The organism is Parapedobacter deserti (assembly GCF_042646065.1).
Taxonomy (GTDB): Bacteria; Bacteroidota; Bacteroidia; order Sphingobacteriales; family Sphingobacteriaceae; genus Parapedobacter; species Parapedobacter deserti.
In genome coordinates this window covers 1-23,542 of the sequence record NZ_JBHRTA010000055.1, presented here as the reverse complement: position 1 = coordinate 23,542, position 23,542 = coordinate 1, and the positions used below count along the sequence as shown (strand labels likewise).

Genomic DNA, 23,542 nt, shown 5'->3' with positions numbered 1-23,542 from the left:
ACCTGACTACGTGTTCGAGCCGGGTTACGAACTGCAAGCCCTGGCCGATGTAGAGGCTTACGTGAAAAAGCACAAACACCTTCCGGAAATACCTTCGGCAAAGAACATTGAGCGAGACGGATTGAACCTTGCTGAAATGAAACTGCTGTTGCTGAAAAAAATAGAGGGGCTGACACTGCATTTGATCGAGTTGCAAAAGGCGGATGAAAAGCGAAAAACCAAGATTAATCAATTGATGGAGGAAGTTAAATTATTAAAGAAAACTACCCTATAACTATGAAAAACATTATTGCTTTGATTTCGTTCGGTATTACGATGCTACCGCTTATGGCCCAAGAGGGATGGCAGGATCTTGAAAAACAGGGTTACCTATCCCTCTCCTACAGCGGCATCGCTAGGCAGGTACGGGGAATATCCCGTGAGTCTCTATAATGGGCTGGTCAACATCGGACAGCAACTGTTTGAGATTCAAAGCGGCAGATTGGCTGTAGATATTTCGCTTTCATATCACTCCGGTGGAAACAAGCCCGCGGATATCCCCAGCTGGGTTGGGTTGGGTTTCAGCCTAAACGCGGGTGGAGCTATCACCAGGGTGGTCAGAGGACTTCCCGACGATGTTTTCGGCGGATATTACCTGGCCAGAACCGAGTTATTGGCACAACTAAATAATTATGTTCCGAACAACACATTCATGCAACACTATGTCTGGCGGTCTTTCGACGATAAGTCGGACCGATACCTATTCAATTTCAATGGAAAGGCCGGAGAGTTCATTTTCGGGCTCGATGGGCAAATACGATTCATAAACGGAGAACCTTTTGAAATCAGCTTTGATCAATCCGGCACCTATGGGTTTGAATCCTTTACCGTCAAAACAGGTGACGGGATTACCTACACATTCTCCCAGCACGAAAAGTCCCGATATCACTCGCCGAATAACACAATAGAATTCTATACTTCAACGTGGTATCTGAAGAAAATGGAGAATGAAAACGGAGACATTATTGTATTCAACTATTCGGTTCCGGTCAACAAATACAGATACAAGCAATATAAAATTGAAAAATTCGCAATAGGACAGCGACCAGGTCCAGCTGGATACTTGCCTATAAATGTCAATACCACCGTAACGAGTTCACAAGCTGATCAGGTGATTTATCTTAGTGAGATTGTTTTTAACGGGGGGAAATTGGTTTTCTCAACCACCAAGAGAAATGATCCGTTTTATCAACCCAATGGCGTACCCCTTTCCGCAATTGAAGAGCGTAAATTGGAAAACGTAGCTTTATTTAATGGCAATAACGTCTTGTTACGAAAATGGGTGTTTACTTATATCGAAAATAGCAACGAAAGACTGAAACTCAATACCCTGAGCCTAAGCGACAATACGGGGGCATCACCGCAAACGTATGCTTTTGGATACAATTCTACCAAATTGCCGATAAACGCATCCGGAAACAACCCCTATTATACGAATAGGGTAGATTACTGGGGGTATTTAAATGGCATAGTGACCGGCACAAGTCGAATACCCTATACCTATTCGTCATACTACAATGATTATTTCGGTAGCGCCGACCGTAATCCGCACGGTGAGAACATGAAGGCAGAAATATTGCAAAAAATCACTTACCCAACTGGCGGTTATACCGAGTTCGTTTTCGAAGCCAATACCTATAGTATGCAAGGCGATTCTTATGCTGACAATCCATTTGTGAATTACGAATGGCAAACAAGTTCTTTTGAGTATGAAGAAGGATATTTTTCTATAGATCCATCCACGCAGACGTTTACATTAACCTCACCGTCATTAGTGGAAGTTTCCCGCGAAATCAGTGCTGGAGGCCCGAACCATGCCTGGCTTCCATCGGGTACATTTATTACCGATAATTACCAGTTCGCGGCAGGTACGTATAACCTGCAGGATATTTTCGGTACGGATGAATTATTGCAGCCTTCCAATTCCGATATACGTAGGGCTATCGGAACGGTTCGGATCAGGGTCGCAACGCCCACTACATCCAAGTTGGGGGGTGGGCTTCGGATAAAATCGATAAAAAATTTCGATGGAACAGAGCTAAGGACCAAACATTTTGAATATAAGTTGGATAACTCTGCGTCCAGCGGTGTGTTGTCTGTGTTTCCCGCACATTTCGTCGATTTAAATAGCCTTTGGTCAAATACTCATGGCATTTTACTCAGTTCTGAACCTATTAACGATATTCCCCAAGGACCACCTATAGGATACAAGCAGGTTGACGAGATTTTTCCGGATGGATCAATGACTGTCCATAAATATCATACCTATATCGACTATCCAGATGATTACAATGAGTTTGTCCACGGATACACCGATATGCGATTGGCCCCGCTTAACTCGATAAATCAGATGCGCGGTCTTGAAAAAAGTAGTGAGGTTTATACGGCGGAAGGTGTTATGGTGAAAAAAACGGAGAATGAATATGAAATATTAACCGGTGCATCGGTCTATGTCCCTGCAATAGACTTAAAACCAACGATTGATTTTGAAGCTGGGGGCGGCTCATCTTTTGATCCGATTTCAGGGATATTGATTTCCAATTATAATGAAATCGGCCACTTCGTATATCTGAAATCAAAAAAGGTCACCGATTACGATTTAAATGGGCTGAACCCGGTGGTATCGAATACCAGGTATTTTTACGACAATACTGTACATAGACAACTGAGCCGCACTGAATTAACCAGCAGCGACGGCGGTAGGGAAATCACCTACACAAGTTATCCGCACGACTATGCCAATACATCGGGTTTCATCAAAGAGATGAAGGACAGGCATCTGATCGGCTACCCTATCGAGCAGGTTAGGTATAAGGAAGTAGGCACTACGCGGACGGTATTGTCGGGCAGCATCACCACCTATAAAACGGGCGGCAAGGGTCTGGTGGACCAGGTGCTGGCTTTGGAGGCGGCCTCGCCCGTGCCGCTGGCCTCCTTCAGGTTCAGCAACCGGACGACGGCCGGGCAGCTGCCGCCTTCGGTCGGCAGCTCCGCCAATTACTCGCCTGACACGCGATATAAGCCCCGGCTCACGTACAACGAATACGATACGAAGGGCAATCCGTTGCAGTACACCCAGGCGGACGGGGTTCCCGTGAGCTACGTGTGGGGATACGGCAACCAGTACCCGGTTGCGGAGATCCGGAACGCGGCGCGGTCGGCGGTTGTGACGGCACTCGGTGGCAGCACCGGCGTCACAAATTTCGGCAACCAGGCATCGCCGTCGGAAGCGGCCGTCACGGGTTTCCTTTCCCCGCTTCGTTCGGCGGCCACGCTGAAACAGGCGCAGGTCATGACCTACACGTATAAGCCCCTGATCGGGATGTCGAGCTCGACGGATGCCTCGGGGCGTACGACGTATTACGACTACGACGGTTTCGGCCGGCTGTGGCGCGCACGCGACCATTTCGGTAATGTTACGGAGGAGTACAAATACAATTACCGGCCTTAAAACCATCAGCCATGGACACGAAAACCATCACCAAGACTACAAGATACCTCACCGTGCTATTCATCCTGGTGGCCGTCCATCCCGCGGCGGCCCAGCTGGTGCTGAACAGGACGGGCGCGACGGGGGAGTACACCGCGCCCGCGACGGTCACGCTCTCCCCGGGATTCACAAGCACGGGGAACTTCCGTGCGTCCATCGCCCCGGCTGCGGCTGCGCTGGGCAATGCGGCGAGCGCGAACCAGAACTACATCCAGCGGACGGTTTACCTTCGGGGTTACGGCAATACGCCGCCCGCTTCGCCGACGGTGGCCGACGCGATGCGCGACATCACCTACTACGACGGGCTGGGCCGTCCCATGCAGGAGGTGGGGGTGCGGGCCTCGGGGGCCGGCGCTACGCGAGACCTGGTGACGCCGGTAGCTTACGACGGTTTCGGCCGGCAGCACCGGGATTACCTTCCCTACGGCACGGCCACGGGAGCCGGCGGTGCGTTCAAGGCAGGTGCGGTGACGCAGCAGGCCACGTATTATAACGCCCCGCCCGCGGGTGTGGTGAAGATCCCGGTCTCCGGGGGCGTTACGCCCTCCTTCGGCGAGCGGCGGTATGAGGCCTCGCCGCTGGACCGGGTGGAGGAGCAGGGCTTCCCCGGAGGTGCCTGGCAATTGGGTGCCCGCACGGCCACAGGCGGGAGGACGGTGATGGCGGAGCATTCCACCAACGATGCGGTGGCCGGTTTCGGGGTGAACAGCCGGCGCGTTGCGCGCTACGGCGTGACGCTGAGTTCAGCGGGAACACCTACGCTGACACTCGAGTCAAATGGCATCTACGCGGCGGGGGAGCTGTACGTGGCCATCACCAAGGACGAGAACTGGACGTCCGCCGACGGCCGAAACGGGACGGTGGAGGAATACACGGACAAGCAGGGGCGTGTTGTGCTCAAGCGTACCTATAATGCCAATACGGTGCTGAGCACGTACTACGTGTACAACGAGCTGGGGCAGCTGGCATTCGTGCTGACGCCGGGGGCATTGCCCGACCGGGGCACGCTTCCCGCGGCGGCCGACCGGCCGGCCTGGCTTTCCGCCCACGTTTACCACTATAAATACGACAGCCGCGGGCGTCTGGTGGAGAAGCGTGTTCCGGGGAAGGGGCGTGAGTTCCTGGTTTACAACCGGCTTGACCAGCCGGTGGGAACACAGGACAGCGTGCAGCGGATGGCGTCGCCGCAGCAGTGGACGGTTACGAAGTACGATGCGCACGGGCGGGCGGTGAAGACCGGTACGTGGACGCATATGGGCAGCACGGCCGGCGGCGACCGGCGCACGGTTGTGCAGGATTCCGTGCTGCTGATCACGGCAGCCAACCAATGGGAGGAGCGTCCGGCCGGTGCCTACACGAACCGTTCGTGGCCACGGGGCAACACCAGGGTGCTTACCGAGCAGTTCTACGACGACTACAGCGTGTCGGTTTTCACCGGGCTTCCCGCGGCCTACCGCCCCACCGGATACAGTGTGATGACGAAAGGGCTTCCGACGGTGAGCCGGGTGAACGTGCTGGGCACGTCGCATTACCTGTGGAGCGCCATCTATTACGACGACCGGGGCAATGCGGTGCGGGAGATCCGCCAGCACTACAAAGGCGGTACGGCAGCAACGGGCAACTACGACGACACCGGCACGGAATACAGCTTTACGCGCCGGCCGCTGTCGGACACCCGCCGGCATTATGCCTCGGGGAGCCTTTCGGCCACGGTCAGGACGGAGCGGACGTACGACCACCGCGAGCGTCCGGTTGACACATGGAAGCGGCTGAACTCGGGCACTCGGACGCTGATCGCGCGCAGCGTGTACAACGACATCGGGCAGCTGCGGTCAAGGCAGCTGCACAGCACCGACGGCAGCTCGTTCGCCGAGACGGTCAACCACAGCTACAACGCGCGCGGGTGGCTGCGGAACACGGTATCCCCCAAGTTCCGGCAGTACCTGCGTTACGACACACTGTCCTCGCCCCAGTTCAACGGCAACATCCGATGGCAGCAGTGGCAGCACGGGACGGCCGCGTTGCAGGCGTACGATTACTCTTACGACAGGCTGGACCGCCTGCTGGCGGGCACCGCCGGCAGCAACAGCGAGACGATTACCTACGACGTGATGGGCAACATCAAGACGCTGAAGCGTGATGCGGCCGCGGTATGGACGTACGGCTACACGGCGGCGGGCGGCAACCGGCTGCAGACGATCACGGGCGGCAGCGGGGCGTACATCTACGACGGGAACGGGAACATGACGCGCGATGCGCGCCAGAACCTTACGGTGGTTTACAATGAGCTGAACCTGCCGAAAGCGGTGAGCGGAGGTACGGCGGCCACCTATACCTACGATGCGACGGGCCGGAAGCTGCGTTCGGTGATCGGCCCGGTGACCACGGAGTACATCGACGGGATCGAGTGGGAGGGCACCACGCTTAACGTGATCCACATGGAGGAGGGGCGTATCATTGCGGGTACGGGCCGGTACGAATACGTATTGAGGGACCACCTCGGGAATTCACGCAGTGGGTTTTCGTCGGATGCCCCGACAGTGGTTAACTTGCGTACGGATTACTATCCGTTCGGCCTCCAGCATCCGACGGGCAATGTTGTTCCGGCCACTAAAAACCGTTACCTTTACAACGGTAAGGAACAGCAGGACGGTTCGGCGTATTATGATTACGGCGCAAGGTTCTACGATCCGGTCATTGGCAGGTGGGGAAGCGTGGATCCGCTGGCCGAGGAGTTCGATAACGTATCCCCGTACAATTACGGGTTAAACAATCCGCTCAGGTTCATCGACCCAACGGGGATGGCAGCGGCTCCAATCTATGATGAAGACGGTAATCTGTTGGGAACGGATGATGAAGGTTTGCAGGGCAAAGCCATAGTGATGAACGAAAAGGATTTCAAGCAGGGGATGTCACATGAGGAAGCCTTGAAGAAGAATCTGGGGGTGGCGGGATTGAAGGGCGATGAAGCAAAGTCTAATCTATTAAAGAGTTATCATAGCTTGCCGGGCAGGCCTGACTATGACGGGCATCTCACTTTAGCAGAAGCAAATGAGTGGTTTAGAACGGGTAATGGTGAACCACTATATGTCGATTTGTCCAAGATTGATTTGTCAAGTATCTCTCAGAGTGATTTTAAAACAGACCGTAAGGTGACATATTTTCAAACGCTTTTTAATTCAAAAGACGGCAGGGTATACGGTAATATCGGGTTGAGTTTAGAGAATGGCGCAGCAAGAGGAACTTACGATGACTATGATTTCGATGTTAAGAGATGGAACGGCCCTCCGCAACAGGCGCATAAACTAATAATCCGAAATGCTGCCACTCAAATTGGAAATGCGGTTGCGGGAAAAGGCGTTGGGTATAGAATATACTTTAATGGTACGGCTCCTATAAAAAAATAGAGTTATGAATGTTCTAAGATGGATGTGCTTTTGCTATTTGTTTATAACATATTCGTGTTCTACGAGTGATTATTTACACGACTTAGGTGATGACTATATATTGATAAGCGAAAGCAACGCTAATCAATTTATAAGCGGGCCTAATGATACAACTGGAAACGGTTTAATCCCTTGTACAGTCGAGCGCTTTGAATATGACAACGCGTATATAATAGCAAAACAGAAAGACAATCCTGATTGTCTGCCTCGGGAGGATTATGCATCAAAAGAAGTAAAATACTGGATAATACATAAAGAAAAGCAGGTTGTTTATGGCCCTTTTGATTGGGAAACCTTTATGCGTAAGAGAGATGAGTTAGGGGTTTCTCTGTCTATAGGTAAATAAAAAGCAGGCAACAAAGTCCAAGCCCGGCCAATGCGCCGGGCTTTTTCGTTACTGGGCGTAAGCCTTCCTTGCCTTGAAATCGCGTATGAGCGCATCGATGACAAGGAAGACCTGCTTCCTGTCCTCCTCGGGCATGACGGTGATATCCCTTATCCTGCTCAGGGCGGCATTGTCCAGTTCGGTGTCGGTCTTTCCGGAGAGGTAGTCGAGCGACACGCCGAGGGCATCGGCGAGCCTTGATGCGACCTCGACCGAAGGCGTCACCTCGTCGCGCTCGTAGCGTCCGATGATGTCGCCGGAGGTTCCCACTTCCCTGCCCAGATCGCCCTGCGACAGCTTCTTTGCCTTCCTCAATGTAATCAGCCTTTGTCCGAAAGTCATACCTATCAGTCTTTAAAATGCCATATCATATGGTATTAATACAAAATAAACGACATAAATAACATATCAAAATCAGATATGTCTTGCATGTTTGTGATATATCTTTTGCTTTTGTGATAGATAGGTCTTAAAAACTTTTTTTCAACATGGCATCAAAACACAGCAGAAGGGTAAAGATACAGCCGAAATACCGCTACCTTTCATCGGGCACCCGAAGGGTTCCGGAACTGCGGATATCGGGGGTATTGCTCGGGGAACAGGGCTTCGACGAGGGTTCCTAGGTGGACATCGAGGCGAGCATGGGCAAACTCATCATCACCCCGGCGCGTCATGGCAAAGGGTAAACTGCATACGGACAATCCGGAGCTGCTGGCCTACACGGAGGGCAGGCTCCATTTCTGGCTGGGCGTGCTGACCGACCTGCAGAACCGGGGAGTGGAAGATATCCTGATTGCCAGCATCGACAACCTGACGGGTTTTTCAGATGCCATTGCCAGTGTTTTTCCAAAAACGGAAGTGCAAACCTGCGTGGTTCACCAGATCCGCAATAGCCTGAAATATGTTGCCAGCAAAGACCAGAAGGAGTTCATAAAGGATCTCAAGCCGGTTTACCGGGTTGACACGCTGGGTCAGGCGGAACCTTATATGGACGATCTGGAGGCAAAGTGGGGTGGTAAATATGAAAAGGTAATCGAATCTTGGCGTCGCAATTGGGACAGGCTGACGGCGTATTTCCGGTATGACGCGCCCATTCGCAGATTGATCTACACGATCAATAACATCTCGGTTACTATCGTCGTACACACAGGCTTTATGCCTAACGAACTATTCAGTATTGAGATGTAAACGCATGGGGGCAGATCGTGTCATACGGTGTCAGGCACCAACAGTTTGTCGGTCTTAATCCATGCGTTTATTATTATATTACAAACGTACGACAGTTTGTTTTACACTCCCTTCAGAGCCCCGGAATATTCATCCAATTCCAGACTTTCAATTGTTTCAGTAAGTTCATTGGGTTTTAAGTCGGCTTTTTCGCCTTTATCATAAACGGTAACCAAATACAGATTGACGACCTCCGTTTTTCGTTTTTTCCGTGTTTCATGGATGTAAATAAACTAAACATATTAGTAGTATTATTTCTGTTTCTGCAAAAATTTTTCCTACCTTTACTCGATGAACCTTTTATCTCATTTACCCGAAGAAAAGCAAAAAGAAATCCTTGCGGCTGTTGAAATAATTAAGGAGGAAGCCAATCCGGAGAAGATTATTTTGTTCGGCAGCCACGCTACAGGTAAATGGGTGGATTCGTCGTATGTGGAGGATGGAATCAAATTAAGTTACATTAGTGATTACGATTTTTTGGTGGTACTTAGCGATGATAAAAAGGATCAAGAAACAAGTATCGCTAGCCACATTGAGAATCGTTGTAATGATTTCGAGGGCATTGTTAGCCCGGCCCCTCATACAATAAGCTATATTAACCATGGCCTTTCGTTCGGGCAATTTTTTTTTATGCGCATCATTAATGAGGGTATTTTGTTGTATGATACTGGTAATACCGAGTTTGTAAAACCGAAGATTTTAACGCCTGAAGAACAAAAAAAGAAAGCACAAGACTATTTTGATTTATGGTTTCCGAACGGGGATGATTTTCTAACGGGCGCAAACTTTTATTTGACTCGAGATAAATATCGTCTATGTGCTTTTTCCTTGCATCAGGCAGCCGAAAACTTTTATGCAACAGCACTATTGGTGTTTGAGGGCTATAAACCAACCATGCATGGACTGCAAAAAATGCGGAATTACTCCAAGCATTTGAGCCGAGAGTTATACACCTTATTTCTAACACCGCCGGAAGATGCTCACCAAACCCACTTGTTTGATCTTTTGAAAAGGGGCTATATCGAAGCCCGCTACAAACCTAACTATAACATTACCCGTGAGGAATGTGAAGAATTGATTGCGAAGCTCACCCAGATGAAAGAAATTGTCAAACGGATTTGTACCGAGAAAATTCAAAGCATCAAATAAAGAACCGTGCCAAATCTTTATATCATAGCGGGTTGTAACGGTGCTGGGAAAACGACGGCGAGTTACACCATATTGCCGGAAATATTGGATTGCAAGGAATTTGTCAATGCCGATAACATCGCTGCAGGGCTTTCTCCCTTCAATCCAGAGCGTGTGGCGTTGGAAGCTGGCCGCATCATGCTCTCGCGTATTCACGATCTGTTGAATGAGCGGGCCGACTTCGCTTTTGAGACCACCTTGTCTACACGGAGTTATGTCTCACTCATTAAGGAAGCTAAGGGGAAAGGTTATGAAGTGACCTTGCTCTATCTTTGGCTTGATTCGCCCGATCATGCGATTAAGCGTGTGGCAAAGCGTGTTGCTAAGGGAGGACACCATATACCGGATGACGTTGTGAAAAGGAGATATTACCGAGGAATAAAGAATCTCATCCAATTATATACACCACTATGTGATAGATGGCTCGTGTTCGATAACATGGACGTCGAGCCGCTGTTGGTCGCTAAATATGATGAATTTGGAGAAGCCGTATTAAATGACGAAATTTGGTCAATCATTAAGCAATTAAGCAATGGCAATTAACCATAATGCTATAATACCTCCCGAGATCCCCTTCGCTGATAAAGTGTTGCATGGGCTGCGGAAAGCGTTGCGGAAATTAGTGGAGGAATCTGCTGCCAACGGGGAAAGTCTCGTCATCAAGCGTGATGGTGAAATTAAAGAAGTGCCCGCCAAAGACTTGCTTAAAACATTACCGAAAGAAGATACCCATCAATAGGCTAGAAGCCATCTCACTTTTCCGTATATTTTTTATAACGGCCTTCTTGGCAAGAAATCCTGAGGTGAAAGACCGAAATGATCGGCAAGCCTATTGATGTGTTTAAGGTTATATTTGGCAGGATGGGAAGCGCTCTCGACATTTCCGATAAAAGAAGGTTTTACGTCCAGAATATTTGCAATATCTTCTTGACGTAAGTCATGTTGATCCCTCAAATTCCTTACAAAATCAATAACATGTTGTTCAATTTTCTCCACCTCGTAGGGTTTAGCATTTCTTACAAAGCGAAGTAGCCAATACAAATGATAAAAAATTACACATATATGTGTGTATTTTAAAATCATTTCCTATATTTGCCCTAAACATCCTCATTGCGCGGCCTGAGAATCCTAAAAATGAACGGATGTTATCAATAGGACCAAAAAACAACGGCGTACGAGCGGCCTCTTTTATTCGACGCTCGGGTGATTTCTCAGACCTCAGCAATGAGTTGAAGAGGCCCGCCCGTATTGCTGTTTTTGCATACCAACTAAATCCTTTACTAGATCCCTTCATTAATATTATTTCTGCACCGGAATGAGGGCTTTATTTTCACATTCAGCCAACGCTTATTGAAAACTGGCGTTGTTTGTCAACCGATTATTCTTTGGACCAAACATAATAATAATGAAGCAAAATTTACGCTTAAGGGACTCGCATTGCCTAAAACGAACAGAACCAACTCACCATATACACCAACAATCCGTATCGGATAAGCGGAATAGTTATACAGGAAACTCGCGAACATGCTTTGCCTTTGTTCGTACTTTCTTCTGCCTTTCTCCTGACATCTCCCGAGAATTTATCGGGGCGTATGCGGGCTGTATGCGGGAAAAAGTAACATACGCGCCGCATACGGCACGCGTACGGCACGCGAGATGGCAGAACACGGGCAGGAGAAAGGCAGGCACGGGTGTATCTAGTCTTCGGATAGTCGCTTCAGTCCCGTGTTCCTGTCCACCTATCTTTATCCCTCATTCGGGTCTTATCCCTGTGATATCCGAGTATATCTCGGCAAAAAGGCCAAAAAACGGCACTTTGCCGAAGGGTGTACGGCAAACGTACGGGAAAAAGGCACGTTTGGAGGGGCAAGGGAAGGAGTATATATCGGAGCGGAATGCAACTGGAGACTGTACAGTGTCTGCTTCGGAGCTCGGTGCTAACTCCGTGCTAACTCGTTCTACACTCCTGTTGGTGTGCGCAAACCAAGGTAGCTCGGAGACCAAAGCGAGACCAAAGGAAGACCAGAAGGAGCTCCGAAGAGATATCGAAGAATCATGTGTTTGTACCCATGCGAAGGCTCCAGCCCGTAGCGGGCTGAGCCTCGCTTTGGGGTTGATGGTATCGATCCTTTTGATGACCATATGCTTTCATGCCCGGGCACAGCAGCGGAACGATGTCCCGGAAGCTTTAGGGAAGGGCCTTTCTGTGAGCGGGAAGGTAATTTCGGCTGTCAATGGCGCAATTATCCAAGGAGCCACCATCACCAACAAACGCACAGGTATCCATACCGTCACCGATGGGCTGGGGGAGTACCGCATCTCCGCAAAACCGGACGATGTACTCCGCTATTCCTACATGGGGTACATATCCGTGGAAGAACGCATTGACGGCAGGGAACGGATTACCGTAGCGCTGGATTCGGCAGAACATATGCTGGAAGAGGTGGAGGTCGTATCAACAGGTTACCAGACGCTTCCGAAAGAACGGGCCACGGGAAGTTTTGTCTTTGTGGACAGTGCGCTGCTGAACCGAGCCGTCAGCACGGATATCATCAGCCGCCTGAAAGGGGTAGTGCCCTCGCTAATGTTCGATGAGCGGGCCGGGGGTGATCCAAAGCTTAGCATCCGTGGACGCAGCACCATATTTGCGAACGCCGACCCGCTTATCGTCGTGGATAATTTCCCTTATGAGGGTGATATCCGCAACATCAATCCGAACGATGTGGAAAGTGTATCTATCCTGCGCGATGCTGCTGCGGCGTCTATATGGGGCGTCCGTGCCGGCAATGGGGTGATTGTGATTACCACAAAAAAAGGTAAAGCCGGGCAGCCCTTGCAAGTTTCATTCAACGGCAACGTGACGGTGGGCGAGAAGCCGGACCTGTGGTATGAGCCTAGGATTAGCTCGGCGGACCTGATAGCGGTCGAGGAGTTCCTTTATGGTAAGGGCTATTACAACAGCGCGCTAAATAACACGCGTACCTATCCTGTGATCAGCCCTGCGGTGGCACTGCTGGCCAGTGGACAACTGAGTGATGCTGAAAAGCAAGACCAACTGGACCGCTTCCGTAGGATCGACATCCGACGAGATATCCATAATTACTTCTACCGCCGCGAAGTCAACCGACAGTACGCGCTTAACATCGTTGGGTCGACCCCCCAGCACCGGTACTCACTTTCCGGCGGTTTCGATAACAACGATCGGTCAGCTGTCGGTAACACCTTCAGACGGACCAACCTGAGCGCCCGCAACGCATTCTCGCTGGCCAGAAACGTGCAGCTCACAGCGGACCTATGGTTCACACAGGCAAACTTAACGGCGAATGAAGTACTGCGTACCCTACATGACGCGTTCCCCTACCAGCGGCTGGCTGGAGATCAAGGAGAGGCGCTGCCCATCGTTCGCGATTTCAATGCTGCCTTTGCCACGTCTGCCGCCGAAAATGGCAGGCTCGACTGGCAGTATTACCCGCTTGACGAGCTACGTAACAGCGGAAACACCATCAGCCAGCAGAATTACCGGATCAATACCGATCTGAGTTACGTGCCCCTACCAGGCCTGCGAGCAGCCATAAGCTACCAATACGAACGACAGAACGGTGTAAACAACAATCTGATGGGCATGCAAACCTATGAAGTGCGTGACTGGATAAACCGCTTTACCGTAATCGACCACCAGCGGACAGTCTATAACTTTCCGTTTGGTGCCTTGCTCGACCGGCAGACCAGCCAGACCTTAGCCCACAACGGTAGGGCACAGCTGAATTATGACAAGAGCTGGGCAGCGCACCAGATTAATGCCATCAGCGGGATGGAGATTCGGGAAGTAACCGGCAGTGCCCATGCCAGCCGCTACTACGGTTACGATCCGCACACCGGCACCTCGCTGCGTGCCAATACCGACAGCCTGTATCTACAGTACCCGCAGGGCAACCGCGTGCGCATCAGCAACAATACCGCCATCGGTGGGTCGCTCGAGCGTTTTCGTTCGTGGTTTGCCAACGGCAGCTACCAGCTTCATTCGCGCTACACGCTTTCGCTCAGCGGCCGCATCGACCAAACAAACCTGTTCGGTGTAAAGGCCAACCAGCGCACCGTGCCGCTTTGGTCCGCCGGACTGAAATGGCAGGTGGACCGTGAGCGTTTTTACCAGATTGGCTGGTTGCCCGAGCTTTCCCTTCGGGCAACCCATGGCTACAACGGCAACTTCGACCGGAATACTACCGCCTACATCACGGCGATGTACCTCACCGCTGCTGCGACCGGCCAGCGGGAAGCCAACCTAGGCGGACTGCCCAACCCGCAGCTAAAAGGTGAACGCAATGCCGTCACCAATGTCGGGATAGATTTCGGGATAGCCGGCGGCCGGGTAAATGGGCGGGTGGACTATTATGCACGCCGGGGCAGGGACCTGGTCGGAAACGGCCCAATCGACGCGACCACCGGACGAACGGTTTTCCGCGGCAACTTGGCGGACATGAAAGGTACGGGCTGGGACGTGGAGCTGAATACGCGGAATGCCGTAGGGAAGCTCAGCTGGGACAGTTACCTTATGGTCAGCCACACCCGCAACGAAGTGACGCGGTACGGCGTCGAACCCACCAACTTGGATGCCTATTTTTTTGACGCCAGTTTCGGGTATGGGAACATCACGCCCATCCCCGGCAAACCCTTGTTCGCCGTCTACAGCTATCCCTGGGCCGGACTGGACGATGCCAGCGGCGATCCGCGCGGGCGTTACCGCGGCGAAGTGCTGGGATATACGGAAATCCCATACAATAGTATCGGAATCGACGACTTGATCCTGCATGGTAGCGCAATTCCGACCTCATTCGGTGCAATCCGCAATACGTTCGGTTACCGTAACTTTTCGCTCTCAGTGAACATTACCTACAAGCTGGGATACTACTTTCGTCGGCCGTCGGTCAACTACGGGGCGCTTTTCGGCGCCAATGGACTTGGACATCAGGATTACGCCGACCGCTGGCAGCAGCCCGGCGATGAGACAAGGACAGATGTGCCGTCAATGGTATACCCGAATTCCGCGATGCGGGATAATTTTTACCTACGGTCCGAAGTACTCGTGGAAAGGGGTGACCATGTGAGGGTCCAAGACGTGCAGTTCGACTATCGTTTCCCAGAGCATGTCTGCAGCAGGATGGGCATTGCCCAACTTCGGACATATGTGTATGCCGCGAACCCTGGTATCCTCTGGCGAGCGAATCGCCATGGCATCGATCCGGATTTCCAGTTCAACCCCAACACCAATATTCCCGTGTTGCCCAAACCGTTCAGCATGGCATTGGGAATCAGTACCACCTTTTAAACCCATAACGATGAACAAAACCCGTAATTACCTAACGTTTTTCGCGTTCCTGACAGTCGCGCTTCAGGGCTGTGAGAAAGACTGGCTCGCAGCCAAAAACAACCTTAACCGCGTGGTGCCGGTTACCCTGGCCGATGCGCGAGCCATACTGCGGAGTAGCACGCTGCTCAATATAGGCAATGACCAGATTGGAATGTCACTGCTGGCGTCGGACGACCTTTATCTTCAGACGGCAACCTACCTGTCCAGGTCGGAAAAAGAACGAAATATCTATGTGTGGTCTCCGGCCATCGACTCACGAAGCACGCCCATCGCTGAGTGGAACGACGGATATGAGCAGGTGCTCTACGCCAACGTGGCGCTGGAGACCGTGGCAGGGGTGGAGCGAAACGCAGCCAATGCTATGGAACACGACGAGGTAAGGGGTGCAGCACTTTTCTTTCGGGCCAAGGCGTTTTACAACCTGCTGCAGCTGTTCGCACCCGCGTGGGACCCAGATAAGGATAACAGCCGGGCCGGCATCCCGCTGCGCCTTTCCTCGGACCCGAACCCGAAAACGATGCGGGCCAGCGTATCCGACGGATACCGCCAGGTCATGGACGACCTATCGATGGCTTCACAGCTGTTGACCACCCGACCAGCCCTGAAAACAGACCCTTCCAAACAGGCGGCTTTCGGACTACTGGCCCGCTGCCTGCTGGGCATGGCCGATTACCGCGGTGCGGTCTTGTATGCCGATAGTGCCCTACAGCTGGAAAGTGCCCTGCTTGACTACAATGCTCTTCTCGACCGGACAAGTATGCAGTATCCGTTTGAACCCCAGCACGAAGAGGTGATTTTCGACGCCATTATTGGACCCAACTATGTGCCTGTGCGGTTCAACTATTGCATGGTGGACAGCACACTGTTTGCCGGTTACCGTGATGATGATTTGCGGAAGCAACTCTTTTTTGCGGTGAATAGCCAAGGCGGGCCCAGCTTCCGTGGCAGTTACAGCGGAGCCGACAACCGCTTCAGCGGAATCGCCACCGACGAACTCTTTCTGATTCGGGCTGAATGCAGCGCCCGGTTGGGTAATATCGACGACGCATTGGAGGATATCAACACCTTGCTGGCACATCGTATGGATCGTTCGTCGTTTGTCCCCTACGGGGAGTCGGATCAGAAAAAGCTACTAGACCGGATACTCGTGGAACGGCGTAAGGAACTCGTATTCCGCGGCCAGCGATGGACAGACCTGCGCCGCCTGAACGCCGAACCCGCGCGTGCAGTAACGCTGGTGAGGGAGATTGACGGATCCAATTACCGGCTACCACCTGAAAGCAGCCGCTACGTATTTCCGATCCCGGAATACGTGATCGATGAAACAGGTCTCACGCAAAACGACCGCAGAGATGATTGACCTGACTAACTCCGGCCGCCGGTTGCAGTTGCTGCTCCCCGCTTTGCTGCTGGCAGTGAGCGGTTATGCCCAGCCCTATCTGCGCAGCGGCGATGCCCTGCCCGATCTCGCCGTGGGCAGCGTGCGGAACTATGACGACACCACTTTGCGGCTCAGGGATTTTGCCGGCAAGCTGCTCATCCTGGATTTCTGGACGGTGTATTGCGCGAGCTGCATCGCTTCCATGCCCGAGCTGCAGGCGTTGCAGGAGCGCTTTGCTGACCAGTTGCAGATCATTCTGGTAACCAGCAGTACGCGGGAAGAGGTCGACCAGCTCTACGCACGTTCCGCCGTGGCCCGGAATATCCAGCTACCGTCTATCATCGCCGACACAGTGCTGACCCGGTTTTTCGAATTCCGGACCGTTCCGACGCACGTATGGATTGATGAAGATGGAAAGGTGATGCAGATCACTGGATCAGCCCATACCAACGCCAGTACGGTTGCCCGCTACCTAGCTGGAGAAGCGGTAGATCTGCCGCCCAAACGCGAGCACCGTGATCTGGGGGATATGCGGCACGTATCTTTACTGAACGAGGGCGGCGGGCGGCATTTCGATAACCTGTTGCAATATTCGGCCCTTTTGTCAAAAATATCGGACGACGGCCGCTACGACGGGCCTTTCTTCGATTCGGGCACAGGCAGGCAGGTTGGCATTAAGATGGTTAACGCGACCCTATCGGAATTATACCTCCGGGCCTACTCCTTCTCCGGCATGAAAGCCGACCCCAGCCGGTTGGTGCTGGAAACAGCCGACTCAGCGCGGTTCATTCCACCCGAAAGCGGAATGACCAATAAACATGCTTGGCGGGAGCAAAATCTGTTTTCCTATGAATCAAAACTATCCCCCGGACGGATGAAAGAAGCCGCGGGCTTGCTCAGGCGCGATCTGGATGCCTATTTCGGTTACCGTGTTACGGTTGAATCCCGGATGGTGCCGTGCTTGACGCTGGTTGTAATCGATTCCGCGAAGGTGCCGTCGAGTACCGGTGGGCCAGAGCGGGCATACTATCATGACGAAACTGGAGCGACCATTCAATTGGAGCATGCGCCGGTGGGCCGATTATTGGGATTCCTTCCAGCTAAGCTACGGAAAGGCCTGCCCCTTGTGGATGGTACGGAGCTCCAAAGCCCGGTGGATTTAGCACTTGTTATCGATGTGCCGGATCTGATAACACTGAATGATGGGCTCAGTCATTATGGCCTCAAGCTGGTAGAAGGGAATAGGGAATTGGATATGGTCATTATTCGCGATGCGGTGGAAGCAGGATCCCGAAACTGAGTGGAAAGGGGAGTCTGGGCCCAGACTCCCCTTGAAAACCAGCGTTCATTCACCGAAGGGGCTAGAGGATACGCCGGCCTTGCAAGTAAATATTTTCGTTGTTTTCATCTTTCACCGGCTCGCCGATGTTCGTTCCGTCCCACTCGTAGAGCTGAGCACAATTTTCCTGGAACTCTGCGTCACAATCAGGCGTTTGTGTAGCGCCCGCGGGACCCGTCAGGTACACCCAGATGGTGTCGTCCTGAAGATTAGTCTTGACCATAGAAAAGCCCGTGGTTGCTGCGAATGCAACCAACGCGATTATGCTGAAAATCTTACGTCTCATTACAAATACCTCCTTTCCTTTTAGAGTTTCCCGTTTTTAGAGGCTGGGAGGGTGCCTCACTTATTGCAAAAAGTATCTTATATATGTTATGTAGTAGTGTTGTAAGCCATGCCAAAGCCAGCAACGCGACATTCAGTAGCAAGTGGGCGCCCCATCCTAAGTCTAGCCCTTCATCCAGTCCGATGCAAATGCAGGGCCTGTAAGGCGCTTTAGTCATGATGGCCGCGACGTACAATGTGAAAGCTAATAGTAATGCTGTCTTGCACCAAAGCCCAATCTCCATGATCTTGGCCTTCCAAAAGCCAACCAACAGCAGGATAATGATTCCATAAAAGGCGATTACTGTTGTAATAGCCACTGGCCACGCCGCCCAGGCAGGAATGAAGGGCGAGTTTTTCAGTCCATCCTGAAACATTGTTAGGTTTGTAACTTTATCTGTTCCGGCGAAACCGAGCAATACGATGAAACCGATGGCTACAACATAGAGCGTGAATTCGACTGCCACCTTCTGCGTTTTTATATGTCGGTTATCTCTCATAATCGTAGGCATTGCGTAGGTTGAATAATACAAAAGCACCGGCCGGTTATGTTTTCTCGCCGGCCGGGGGCCGCTAGTATATCGTCGCACTCTCGCAGCGCTCAGCGTCCCCTTCATGCGGATTCCGGAAAAAAAGTTACCAGTACCGCCGGTTTGTGCAAAGGATAGGTCTGTCATCTTCCGGGGTAGACTATCCGAGCATCCGCATGCTTCGCACCCCCGGGAAAAAAGGGGTGTCTGAGCCGGTACTCCCCTTAGCACATCGTTAAAAAAATGGCGGGCCGCCGTTCCACCCGCGGCGACCGGCCATATCCCGGGACTTGCACTACCTACCTCGTATCCCGGACTCCTTTGTGTTTGTATGGGGGCTGTTCTTTTCATATGTCTGTATCATTTGGCTAAAGTTTGGCAATAAAATTCAAGCATCACTGTTTGATGTAATGTATTTAAAATCAGTTATTTATTTACGTTTTTTCTTGTTTGTTTGGCTGGTTGTCCTTACCTTTGATCTGCGTTCATAATCCAATTAGTTAATCCTTTTCATCTTGCGTTTATACCCTTAACTGGTTTGGGAAAGCGATTTATACCATCGCTCGGTAAATGTTTTTTGTAACACGCTACGATACAGCACAATAAGTTTCAATGGAAAGACGCGCCAAAGACCATAACACCGATCTTTTCCGGGAACTCGGCATTAAAGGCCGTGACGAGGAGGCCTGGGGCGTGATCTATTCGGTGTACTGGGGGGCGTTGGTGCGCTTTATCTCGATGAAATTTACTGCAATCGACCGCGAAGATGTGGAAGATATCGCTGTCGAGGCGATGATCAAACTTTGGCTTAAACGGGAGGTTGTAGCGCGGCACGATATCCCGAAAGATTGGCTGTTCCGGTGCGCAAAGAACGATGCGCTTGATTTCCTCAAGAAAAGGGAGCGCCGTAAACTGGAGCCGCTAGCGGAAAGCCATGAGCAGGTGCCCGATGATAGTGCCGCGCTGTACCATCTGGAGCCCGATGAGCGCACGGAAGCAGCGAAACAGGCCGTAGCCCGCCTGCCGCCCGAAACCCGGAAAGCACTCCGGATGAAATACCTCGATGGGCTAGGCAATCAGAAGATAGCGAAACTGTTGGGCAAATCGGCCCAGACCATAGCGAATCAGTTGCTGACGGGTATGCGTAAGCTGCAACAGTGGATGGATGTAAAAGAATCTATGCCTAAAAAAGACGACTCAAAAAAAGGCAACGATGAATAGCACGATAGCACACGTCAAGAAATTGCTCAGACAATGGGCAGCAGGAAAGCTTACAAAAGAAGCCCAGATAGAACTGAACCGAGCCAAACAGCAGTATAGTGAGGAGGAATGGTTCCGTATGGAAGTGGAGGTATGCTGTGAGCTGGAAAATGAACTGGCGGATAAGCCACCTATGGATTGGCGCCCGGTGTTGGAACAGGCGCGGAAATGCGAACGCCGCGGGCGTTCGATGGCTTTGCCCAGCCATGCGGCAGCATGGCTGGGCGGGGCTGCCGCGCTGCTGCTCGTGCTGTGGTTGGGTGGGCGTATGCTTTCGCATAGGCCGCGGCCACTGGACCTAGGCACCAACTGCCCGGTATGGGTAAGCGATGGCGAAATACCGGCATCGGAATTTGCATGCACGGTGTGGTGGGGCGACTCCACCAGCATCACCGTAGACCGTACGAGCCGGGGCCGCGTCGGCGTGATCCGCAACGTGGAAGTGTGGCGTGATGCCGATGGCGTGCTGGCGCTGCTTCCGGTAAGGTATCCGCTATTGGCGGATACCACAGACGTACCAGCCATCCGTATTATGACCCTTCCTTACCAGCAATGCTTGGTACGGCTACCGGACGGCAGCGAAATACGGCTGAATGCGAGTTCGACCCTGCAATACCCGCTGTGGAACGTCGATAGGGAGGTTTCGTATGCGAAGCTAATCGGACAGGCGTGGGTACGGCTACGCGAAAAGGAAAAGACGCAGCGGCCGGTCAAACTTGTGCTCGAGACGGCCAACAGTCAATTGCATACCTCGGCCGGTGAATATACCGTATTGGCCACCCGGAACGAAACAAGTGCCACCCTGCTGGAGGGGGAAACAGTGATGCTGGCACGGGGCGGCGGTGAGCAACAGCAGCTGCGTATCCCAGGCGATGCTGTAAAGATGGAAACCCGTAGCACGACGCCGGGCGGGGCGGCGACTATCCGCGTAAGTGCAGCTTGTGTGGATACCCGCGAAGCACTCGGCTGGACCCGCATGCGGCGCGAGTACCGGAATGTGCCCGTGCGGGAGTTCGTAGCCGATATGAGCCGGTGGTACGGTTTCCGGGTGGAGGACATGGCGTGCGTACCCGAAGGACCACGTATAACGGCCACGGTCTGCTACCGGGCCCCAGTGGGTGAGGTATATGCTCAGCTTTACGCGGCGGATGTTTTCATGGTTGAGCGGGACGGTATGGTCAGCTTCTGCGGCCCGCTGATGGACCCATTGCAGCCCGCAGTGCCTGTGCCGATGCCGGATAGAAACGTGTTGGTGGCATCAGCCGGTCATGATAATGGAGATACCGGTTTAAAATGAGACAGGTGTAGTGCATCATGATAGGTGCAGCCTATCAAATTTATAGGCTAACGCTATCAAATTTATAGCCTAGATGAGCCAGGCATAAACTTTACGTTGCTTAGCTTTATCCCGTTGGGAACAGCGCGAAATTTGCTGTAAAACACCATATAGAATTATGATTCGAACTGCAAGCGTGCCGGATTATGTATTCGAACCGGACTACGAATTAACAACACTCACTGAAATCGACACCAATGAACTAAAACACAAACAACCATGAAAAAAATTACACTACTACTTTTCTATGTAATGTTGTTCGTTGCCAGCAAAGCGCAGAACACATTTCCATTTCCATCGACGGGAAATGTCGGGATAGGGACGGTAAGCCCTCAAACCGAACTGGATGTCCGCGGCATCATTACAACCAACTCCTCGGTTAGTGTTCGAAATCCAGGCAATAACTCAGCAGCGCTGACTGTGGGCTGGCTAAGTAATGTGCCTCGGTTGCGGATCGGTGGCAGCGGGGCCGGTTCAAATGACGGATTTGACATTCAGTTTATTTCAGATAGGAGTGTAATGAGAATCTTAGCTAATGGCAATATCGGCATCGGCACGACTACGCCTGCAGAAAGACTTTCCGTAAATGGTAACGTACGAGCAAAGGAGGTAAAGGTGGAAACGGCGAATTGGCCGGATTATGTGTTTCGTGGGGATTATCGCTTACTTCCACTTGCCGATCTCGAGGCTTATATCAATGAAAACGGCCACCTGCCTGGAATGCCCACTGCCAAAGAGGTTGAGGCTGATGGCTTGGCGCTGGCCGAGATGAACCGCAGACTGTTGGAAAAGGTGGAGGAACTGACACTGCACTCGATTCAAGCACAAAAGGAAAGGAATAGTCTGGAGGATCAGCTTAAGGAGATAAGCCTCAAAACGGCATTACTGGAACAAGAAGTTAACGAATTAAAAAATAAGTGACGTCATGAAAAAAATTACACTACTATTTTTCTATGTAATGTTGTTCGTTGCCAGCAAAGCACAGAACACATTTCCGTCGACAGGAAATGTGGGAATCGGAACAACCTCGCCGGCGAAAAAGTTGGACGTCATCGGCGCGGTTAAATCGAACCAACTAGCTTTTCCACTGGTGAACTATAATTTTTCCGCTGCTCCGCGAACTCAACTCGAAAGCATGAGTATAAAGCTATTTGACGATTACCATACAAGACGGCCCGGAGGCAGTAGTCCCGATAACAATAATTACGGCACATTACTGGCCATCTATGGTTATAACAGCCATTGGGAATCCAATATTTATATCGGTGCGAGCACGAAGAAAATGTATTTCAGAACTAGTACGTGGTCTGGCGGAAGCAACGAGCACGGTATAACCGGAGCTTTTCATGATTGGCGAACAATATTGGATTCCAGGAGTGACTTGAAATCAACGGGTAGACTGTTGCTTACAGGAAGTGGAAACCACTATATCCAACACGGTAATATCGGCATTGGCACGACCACACCGTCCGAACGGCTTTCGGTAAATGGCAACATCCGCGCGAAAGAGGTAAAAGTTGAGATGGCAAACTGGCCGGATTACGTGTTTCAAGGGGATTATCGCTTACTTTCACTTGCCGATCTCGAGGCTTATATCAATGAAAACGGCCACCTGCCCGGAATGCCCACGGCCAAAGAAGTGGAGGCTGATGGCTTGGCGCTGGCCGAGATGAACCGAAGACTGCTAGAAAAGGTAGAAGAACTGACATTGCACATTATTAATCTAAACAGAACCAGCGAACTTCAAAACAAGGAAATTGCAGAGCTGAAATCAGCGATGAAACAGCGATAAATGAATCGGAAGCCAAGCCGTCTATAAGCGGAACTAATCCAATAATCTCCGTAAATGGGTTAACAACACACTCCAGTAACGGAACTCTGGACATTCGGCCATTGTTTATAATCCTGGTGAAACACGGAACTGATGTTTGGTTTTAATAGTAATGGAGGTTTTCATTGAAGCCACCAACAGCCGAATTGCAAAAAATACATATTCATTTGTTTTATTCGATTCGTTTTCTATTTTTGTTGTGTAAGCATAATTTGGTATAGCGGCAAGAAATCAACCAATCGGGGAATAATCGAAAAGCAATAGCCTAAACCTGGAGGATAATCAAGTAGTACGATATCAGGCTTTTGCAACGCAGGCAGCGGTTGTGTGAGACGAGCTTACACCGTGCTGGAGCCAGTATGGCGTTGTATGTATATGCATTGCCGATCGGCTGCGCG

18 protein-coding genes and 2 pseudogenes are annotated in these 23,542 nt (G+C 51.5%); 16 read left to right on the top strand and 4 right to left on the bottom strand.

What is annotated here, in order from left to right; all coding sequences use genetic code 11:
* From ACFOET_RS18025 to ACFOET_RS18010, 4 genes and pseudogenes are all read left to right on the top strand, one after another.
* Positions 1–274 (top strand): annotated as a pseudogene (locus tag ACFOET_RS18025) (hypothetical protein); the annotation flags it as partial.
* A 78-nt stretch (positions 275–352) separates the two neighbouring features.
* Positions 353–3,490 carry an RHS repeat domain-containing protein gene (locus tag ACFOET_RS18020; RefSeq protein WP_379025255.1) on the top strand — a complete coding sequence of 1,046 codons (3,138 nt, stop codon included), beginning with the start codon at positions 353–355 and terminating at the stop codon, positions 3,488–3,490.
* Between the two features lie 11 nt (positions 3,491–3,501).
* On the top strand, positions 3,502–6,936 hold the full coding sequence (locus tag ACFOET_RS18015; protein ID WP_379025253.1) for a DUF6443 domain-containing protein: 3,435 nt from the start codon (positions 3,502–3,504) through the stop codon (positions 6,934–6,936).
* Positions 6,937–6,940: 4 nt separating this feature from the next.
* Positions 6,941–7,321: a DUF3997 domain-containing protein gene (locus ACFOET_RS18010; RefSeq protein ID WP_379025251.1), complete on the top strand. Its 381-nt coding sequence runs from the start codon at positions 6,941–6,943 to the stop codon at positions 7,319–7,321.
* A gap of 48 nt (positions 7,322–7,369) precedes the next feature.
* Here the strand turns inward: ACFOET_RS18010 and ACFOET_RS18005 are convergent, their stop codons facing one another.
* Positions 7,370–7,702 carry a helix-turn-helix domain-containing protein gene (locus ACFOET_RS18005; protein ID WP_379025249.1) on the bottom strand — a complete coding sequence of 111 codons (333 nt, stop codon included), beginning with the start codon at positions 7,700–7,702 and terminating at the stop codon, positions 7,370–7,372.
* 146 nt (positions 7,703–7,848) lie between these two features.
* Here ACFOET_RS18005 and ACFOET_RS18000 point away from each other — a divergent pair, with 146 nt between their 5' ends.
* The 5 genes and pseudogenes from ACFOET_RS18000 (at position 7,849) to ACFOET_RS17980 (ending at position 10,514) form a co-directional block, all read left to right on the top strand.
* Positions 7,849–7,983 carry a hypothetical protein gene (locus tag ACFOET_RS18000; RefSeq protein ID WP_379025247.1) on the top strand — a complete coding sequence of 45 codons (135 nt, stop codon included), beginning with the start codon at positions 7,849–7,851 and terminating at the stop codon, positions 7,981–7,983.
* Positions 7,984–8,071: 88 nt separating this feature from the next.
* Positions 8,072–8,485, top strand: a pseudogene (locus tag ACFOET_RS17995) (IS256 family transposase); the annotation flags it as partial.
* Positions 8,486–8,878: 393 nt separating this feature from the next.
* Entirely contained in the window at positions 8,879–9,736 is an 858-nt protein-coding gene (locus ACFOET_RS17990; RefSeq protein WP_379025245.1) for a HEPN domain-containing protein, read from the top strand.
* Positions 9,737–9,742: 6 nt separating this feature from the next.
* The gene (locus ACFOET_RS17985; protein WP_379025244.1) at positions 9,743–10,318 is read left to right on the top strand and encodes a zeta toxin family protein; all 576 of its coding nucleotides are present in this window, start codon (positions 9,743–9,745) and stop codon (positions 10,316–10,318) included.
* Complete coding sequence (locus ACFOET_RS17980) at positions 10,308–10,514, top strand: hypothetical protein (protein WP_379025242.1); 207 nt, start codon at positions 10,308–10,310, stop codon at positions 10,512–10,514. The genes ACFOET_RS17985 and ACFOET_RS17980 overlap by 11 nt, the downstream gene beginning before the upstream one ends.
* 32 nt (positions 10,515–10,546) lie before the next feature.
* Here the strand turns inward: ACFOET_RS17980 and ACFOET_RS17975 are convergent, their stop codons facing one another.
* Positions 10,547–10,771, bottom strand: coding sequence for a helix-turn-helix domain-containing protein (locus ACFOET_RS17975; protein WP_379025240.1), 225 nt, complete (start codon positions 10,769–10,771; stop codon positions 10,547–10,549).
* Between the two features lie 607 nt (positions 10,772–11,378).
* On the opposite strand from ACFOET_RS17975, the gene ACFOET_RS17970 reads away from it, so the two are divergent.
* From ACFOET_RS17970 to ACFOET_RS17960, 3 genes are read left to right on the top strand one after another with little or no spacing between them, the layout of a single operon-like run.
* Complete coding sequence (locus ACFOET_RS17970; protein ID WP_379025238.1) at positions 11,379–15,101, top strand: SusC/RagA family TonB-linked outer membrane protein; 3,723 nt, start codon at positions 11,379–11,381, stop codon at positions 15,099–15,101.
* A gap of 10 nt (positions 15,102–15,111) precedes the next feature.
* On the top strand, positions 15,112–16,503 hold the full coding sequence (locus ACFOET_RS17965) for a RagB/SusD family nutrient uptake outer membrane protein (RefSeq protein WP_379025236.1): 1,392 nt from the start codon (positions 15,112–15,114) through the stop codon (positions 16,501–16,503).
* Positions 16,463–17,824, top strand: a complete 1,362-nt coding sequence (locus ACFOET_RS17960; protein ID WP_379025234.1) for a TlpA family protein disulfide reductase — start codon at positions 16,463–16,465, stop codon at positions 17,822–17,824. The genes ACFOET_RS17965 and ACFOET_RS17960 overlap by 41 nt, the downstream gene beginning before the upstream one ends.
* A gap of 61 nt (positions 17,825–17,885) precedes the next feature.
* Here ACFOET_RS17960 and ACFOET_RS17955 read toward each other — a convergent pair whose 3' ends face one another.
* Entirely contained in the window at positions 17,886–18,149 is a 264-nt protein-coding gene (locus tag ACFOET_RS17955) for a hypothetical protein (RefSeq protein WP_379025232.1), read from the bottom strand.
* Entirely contained in the window at positions 18,139–18,687 is a 549-nt protein-coding gene (locus tag ACFOET_RS17950) for a MauE/DoxX family redox-associated membrane protein (RefSeq protein WP_379025230.1), read from the bottom strand. The genes ACFOET_RS17955 and ACFOET_RS17950 overlap by 11 nt, the downstream gene beginning before the upstream one ends.
* Positions 18,688–19,329: 642 nt before the next feature.
* Here ACFOET_RS17950 and ACFOET_RS17945 point away from each other — a divergent pair.
* From ACFOET_RS17945 to ACFOET_RS17930, 4 genes are all read left to right on the top strand, one after another.
* Positions 19,330–19,938: an RNA polymerase sigma factor gene (locus ACFOET_RS17945; RefSeq protein WP_379025228.1), complete on the top strand. Its 609-nt coding sequence runs from the start codon at positions 19,330–19,332 to the stop codon at positions 19,936–19,938.
* On the top strand, positions 19,931–21,274 hold the full coding sequence (locus ACFOET_RS17940; RefSeq protein ID WP_379025226.1) for a FecR domain-containing protein: 1,344 nt from the start codon (positions 19,931–19,933) through the stop codon (positions 21,272–21,274). The genes ACFOET_RS17945 and ACFOET_RS17940 overlap by 8 nt, the downstream gene beginning before the upstream one ends.
* Before the next feature lie 258 nt (positions 21,275–21,532).
* A complete protein-coding gene (locus ACFOET_RS17935; protein WP_379025224.1) occupies positions 21,533–22,234 on the top strand; it encodes a hypothetical protein in 702 nt (233 codons plus the stop codon).
* A 4-nt stretch (positions 22,235–22,238) separates the two neighbouring features.
* Positions 22,239–23,105: a hypothetical protein gene (locus ACFOET_RS17930; protein WP_379025222.1), complete on the top strand. Its 867-nt coding sequence runs from the start codon at positions 22,239–22,241 to the stop codon at positions 23,103–23,105.
* Positions 23,106–23,542 lie beyond the last annotated feature (437 nt).

What these genes read in the sequence shown, in the direction of transcription:
- ACFOET_RS17945 (WP_379025228.1), top strand. Translation starts at nt 19,330, where the DNA reads ATGGAAAGACGCGCCAAAGACCATAACACCGATCTTTTCCGGGAACTC.
- ACFOET_RS17970 (WP_379025238.1), top strand. Translation starts at nt 11,379, where the DNA reads ATGCGGGAAAAAGTAACATACGCGCCGCATACGGCACGCGTACGGCAC.
- ACFOET_RS17955 (WP_379025232.1), bottom strand. Translation starts at nt 18,149, where the DNA reads ATGAGACGTAAGATTTTCAGCATAATCGCGTTGGTTGCATTCGCAGCA.
- ACFOET_RS18000 (WP_379025247.1), top strand. Translation starts at nt 7,849, where the DNA reads ATGGCATCAAAACACAGCAGAAGGGTAAAGATACAGCCGAAATACCGC.
- ACFOET_RS17980 (WP_379025242.1), top strand. Translation starts at nt 10,308, where the DNA reads ATGGCAATTAACCATAATGCTATAATACCTCCCGAGATCCCCTTCGCT.
- ACFOET_RS18010 (WP_379025251.1), top strand. Translation starts at nt 6,941, where the DNA reads ATGAATGTTCTAAGATGGATGTGCTTTTGCTATTTGTTTATAACATAT.
- ACFOET_RS17940 (WP_379025226.1), top strand. Translation starts at nt 19,931, where the DNA reads ATGAATAGCACGATAGCACACGTCAAGAAATTGCTCAGACAATGGGCA.
- ACFOET_RS17930 (WP_379025222.1), top strand. Translation starts at nt 22,239, where the DNA reads ATGAAAAAAATTACACTACTATTTTTCTATGTAATGTTGTTCGTTGCC.
- ACFOET_RS17950 (WP_379025230.1), bottom strand. Translation starts at nt 18,687, where the DNA reads ATGAGAGATAACCGACATATAAAAACGCAGAAGGTGGCAGTCGAATTC.
- ACFOET_RS17960 (WP_379025234.1), top strand. Translation starts at nt 16,463, where the DNA reads ATGAAACAGGTCTCACGCAAAACGACCGCAGAGATGATTGACCTGACT.
- ACFOET_RS17965 (WP_379025236.1), top strand. Translation starts at nt 15,112, where the DNA reads ATGAACAAAACCCGTAATTACCTAACGTTTTTCGCGTTCCTGACAGTC.
- ACFOET_RS18005 (WP_379025249.1), bottom strand. Translation starts at nt 7,702, where the DNA reads ATGACTTTCGGACAAAGGCTGATTACATTGAGGAAGGCAAAGAAGCTG.
- ACFOET_RS18015 (WP_379025253.1), top strand. Translation starts at nt 3,502, where the DNA reads ATGGACACGAAAACCATCACCAAGACTACAAGATACCTCACCGTGCTA.
- ACFOET_RS17990 (WP_379025245.1), top strand. Translation starts at nt 8,879, where the DNA reads ATGAACCTTTTATCTCATTTACCCGAAGAAAAGCAAAAAGAAATCCTT.
- ACFOET_RS17935 (WP_379025224.1), top strand. Translation starts at nt 21,533, where the DNA reads ATGAAAAAAATTACACTACTACTTTTCTATGTAATGTTGTTCGTTGCC.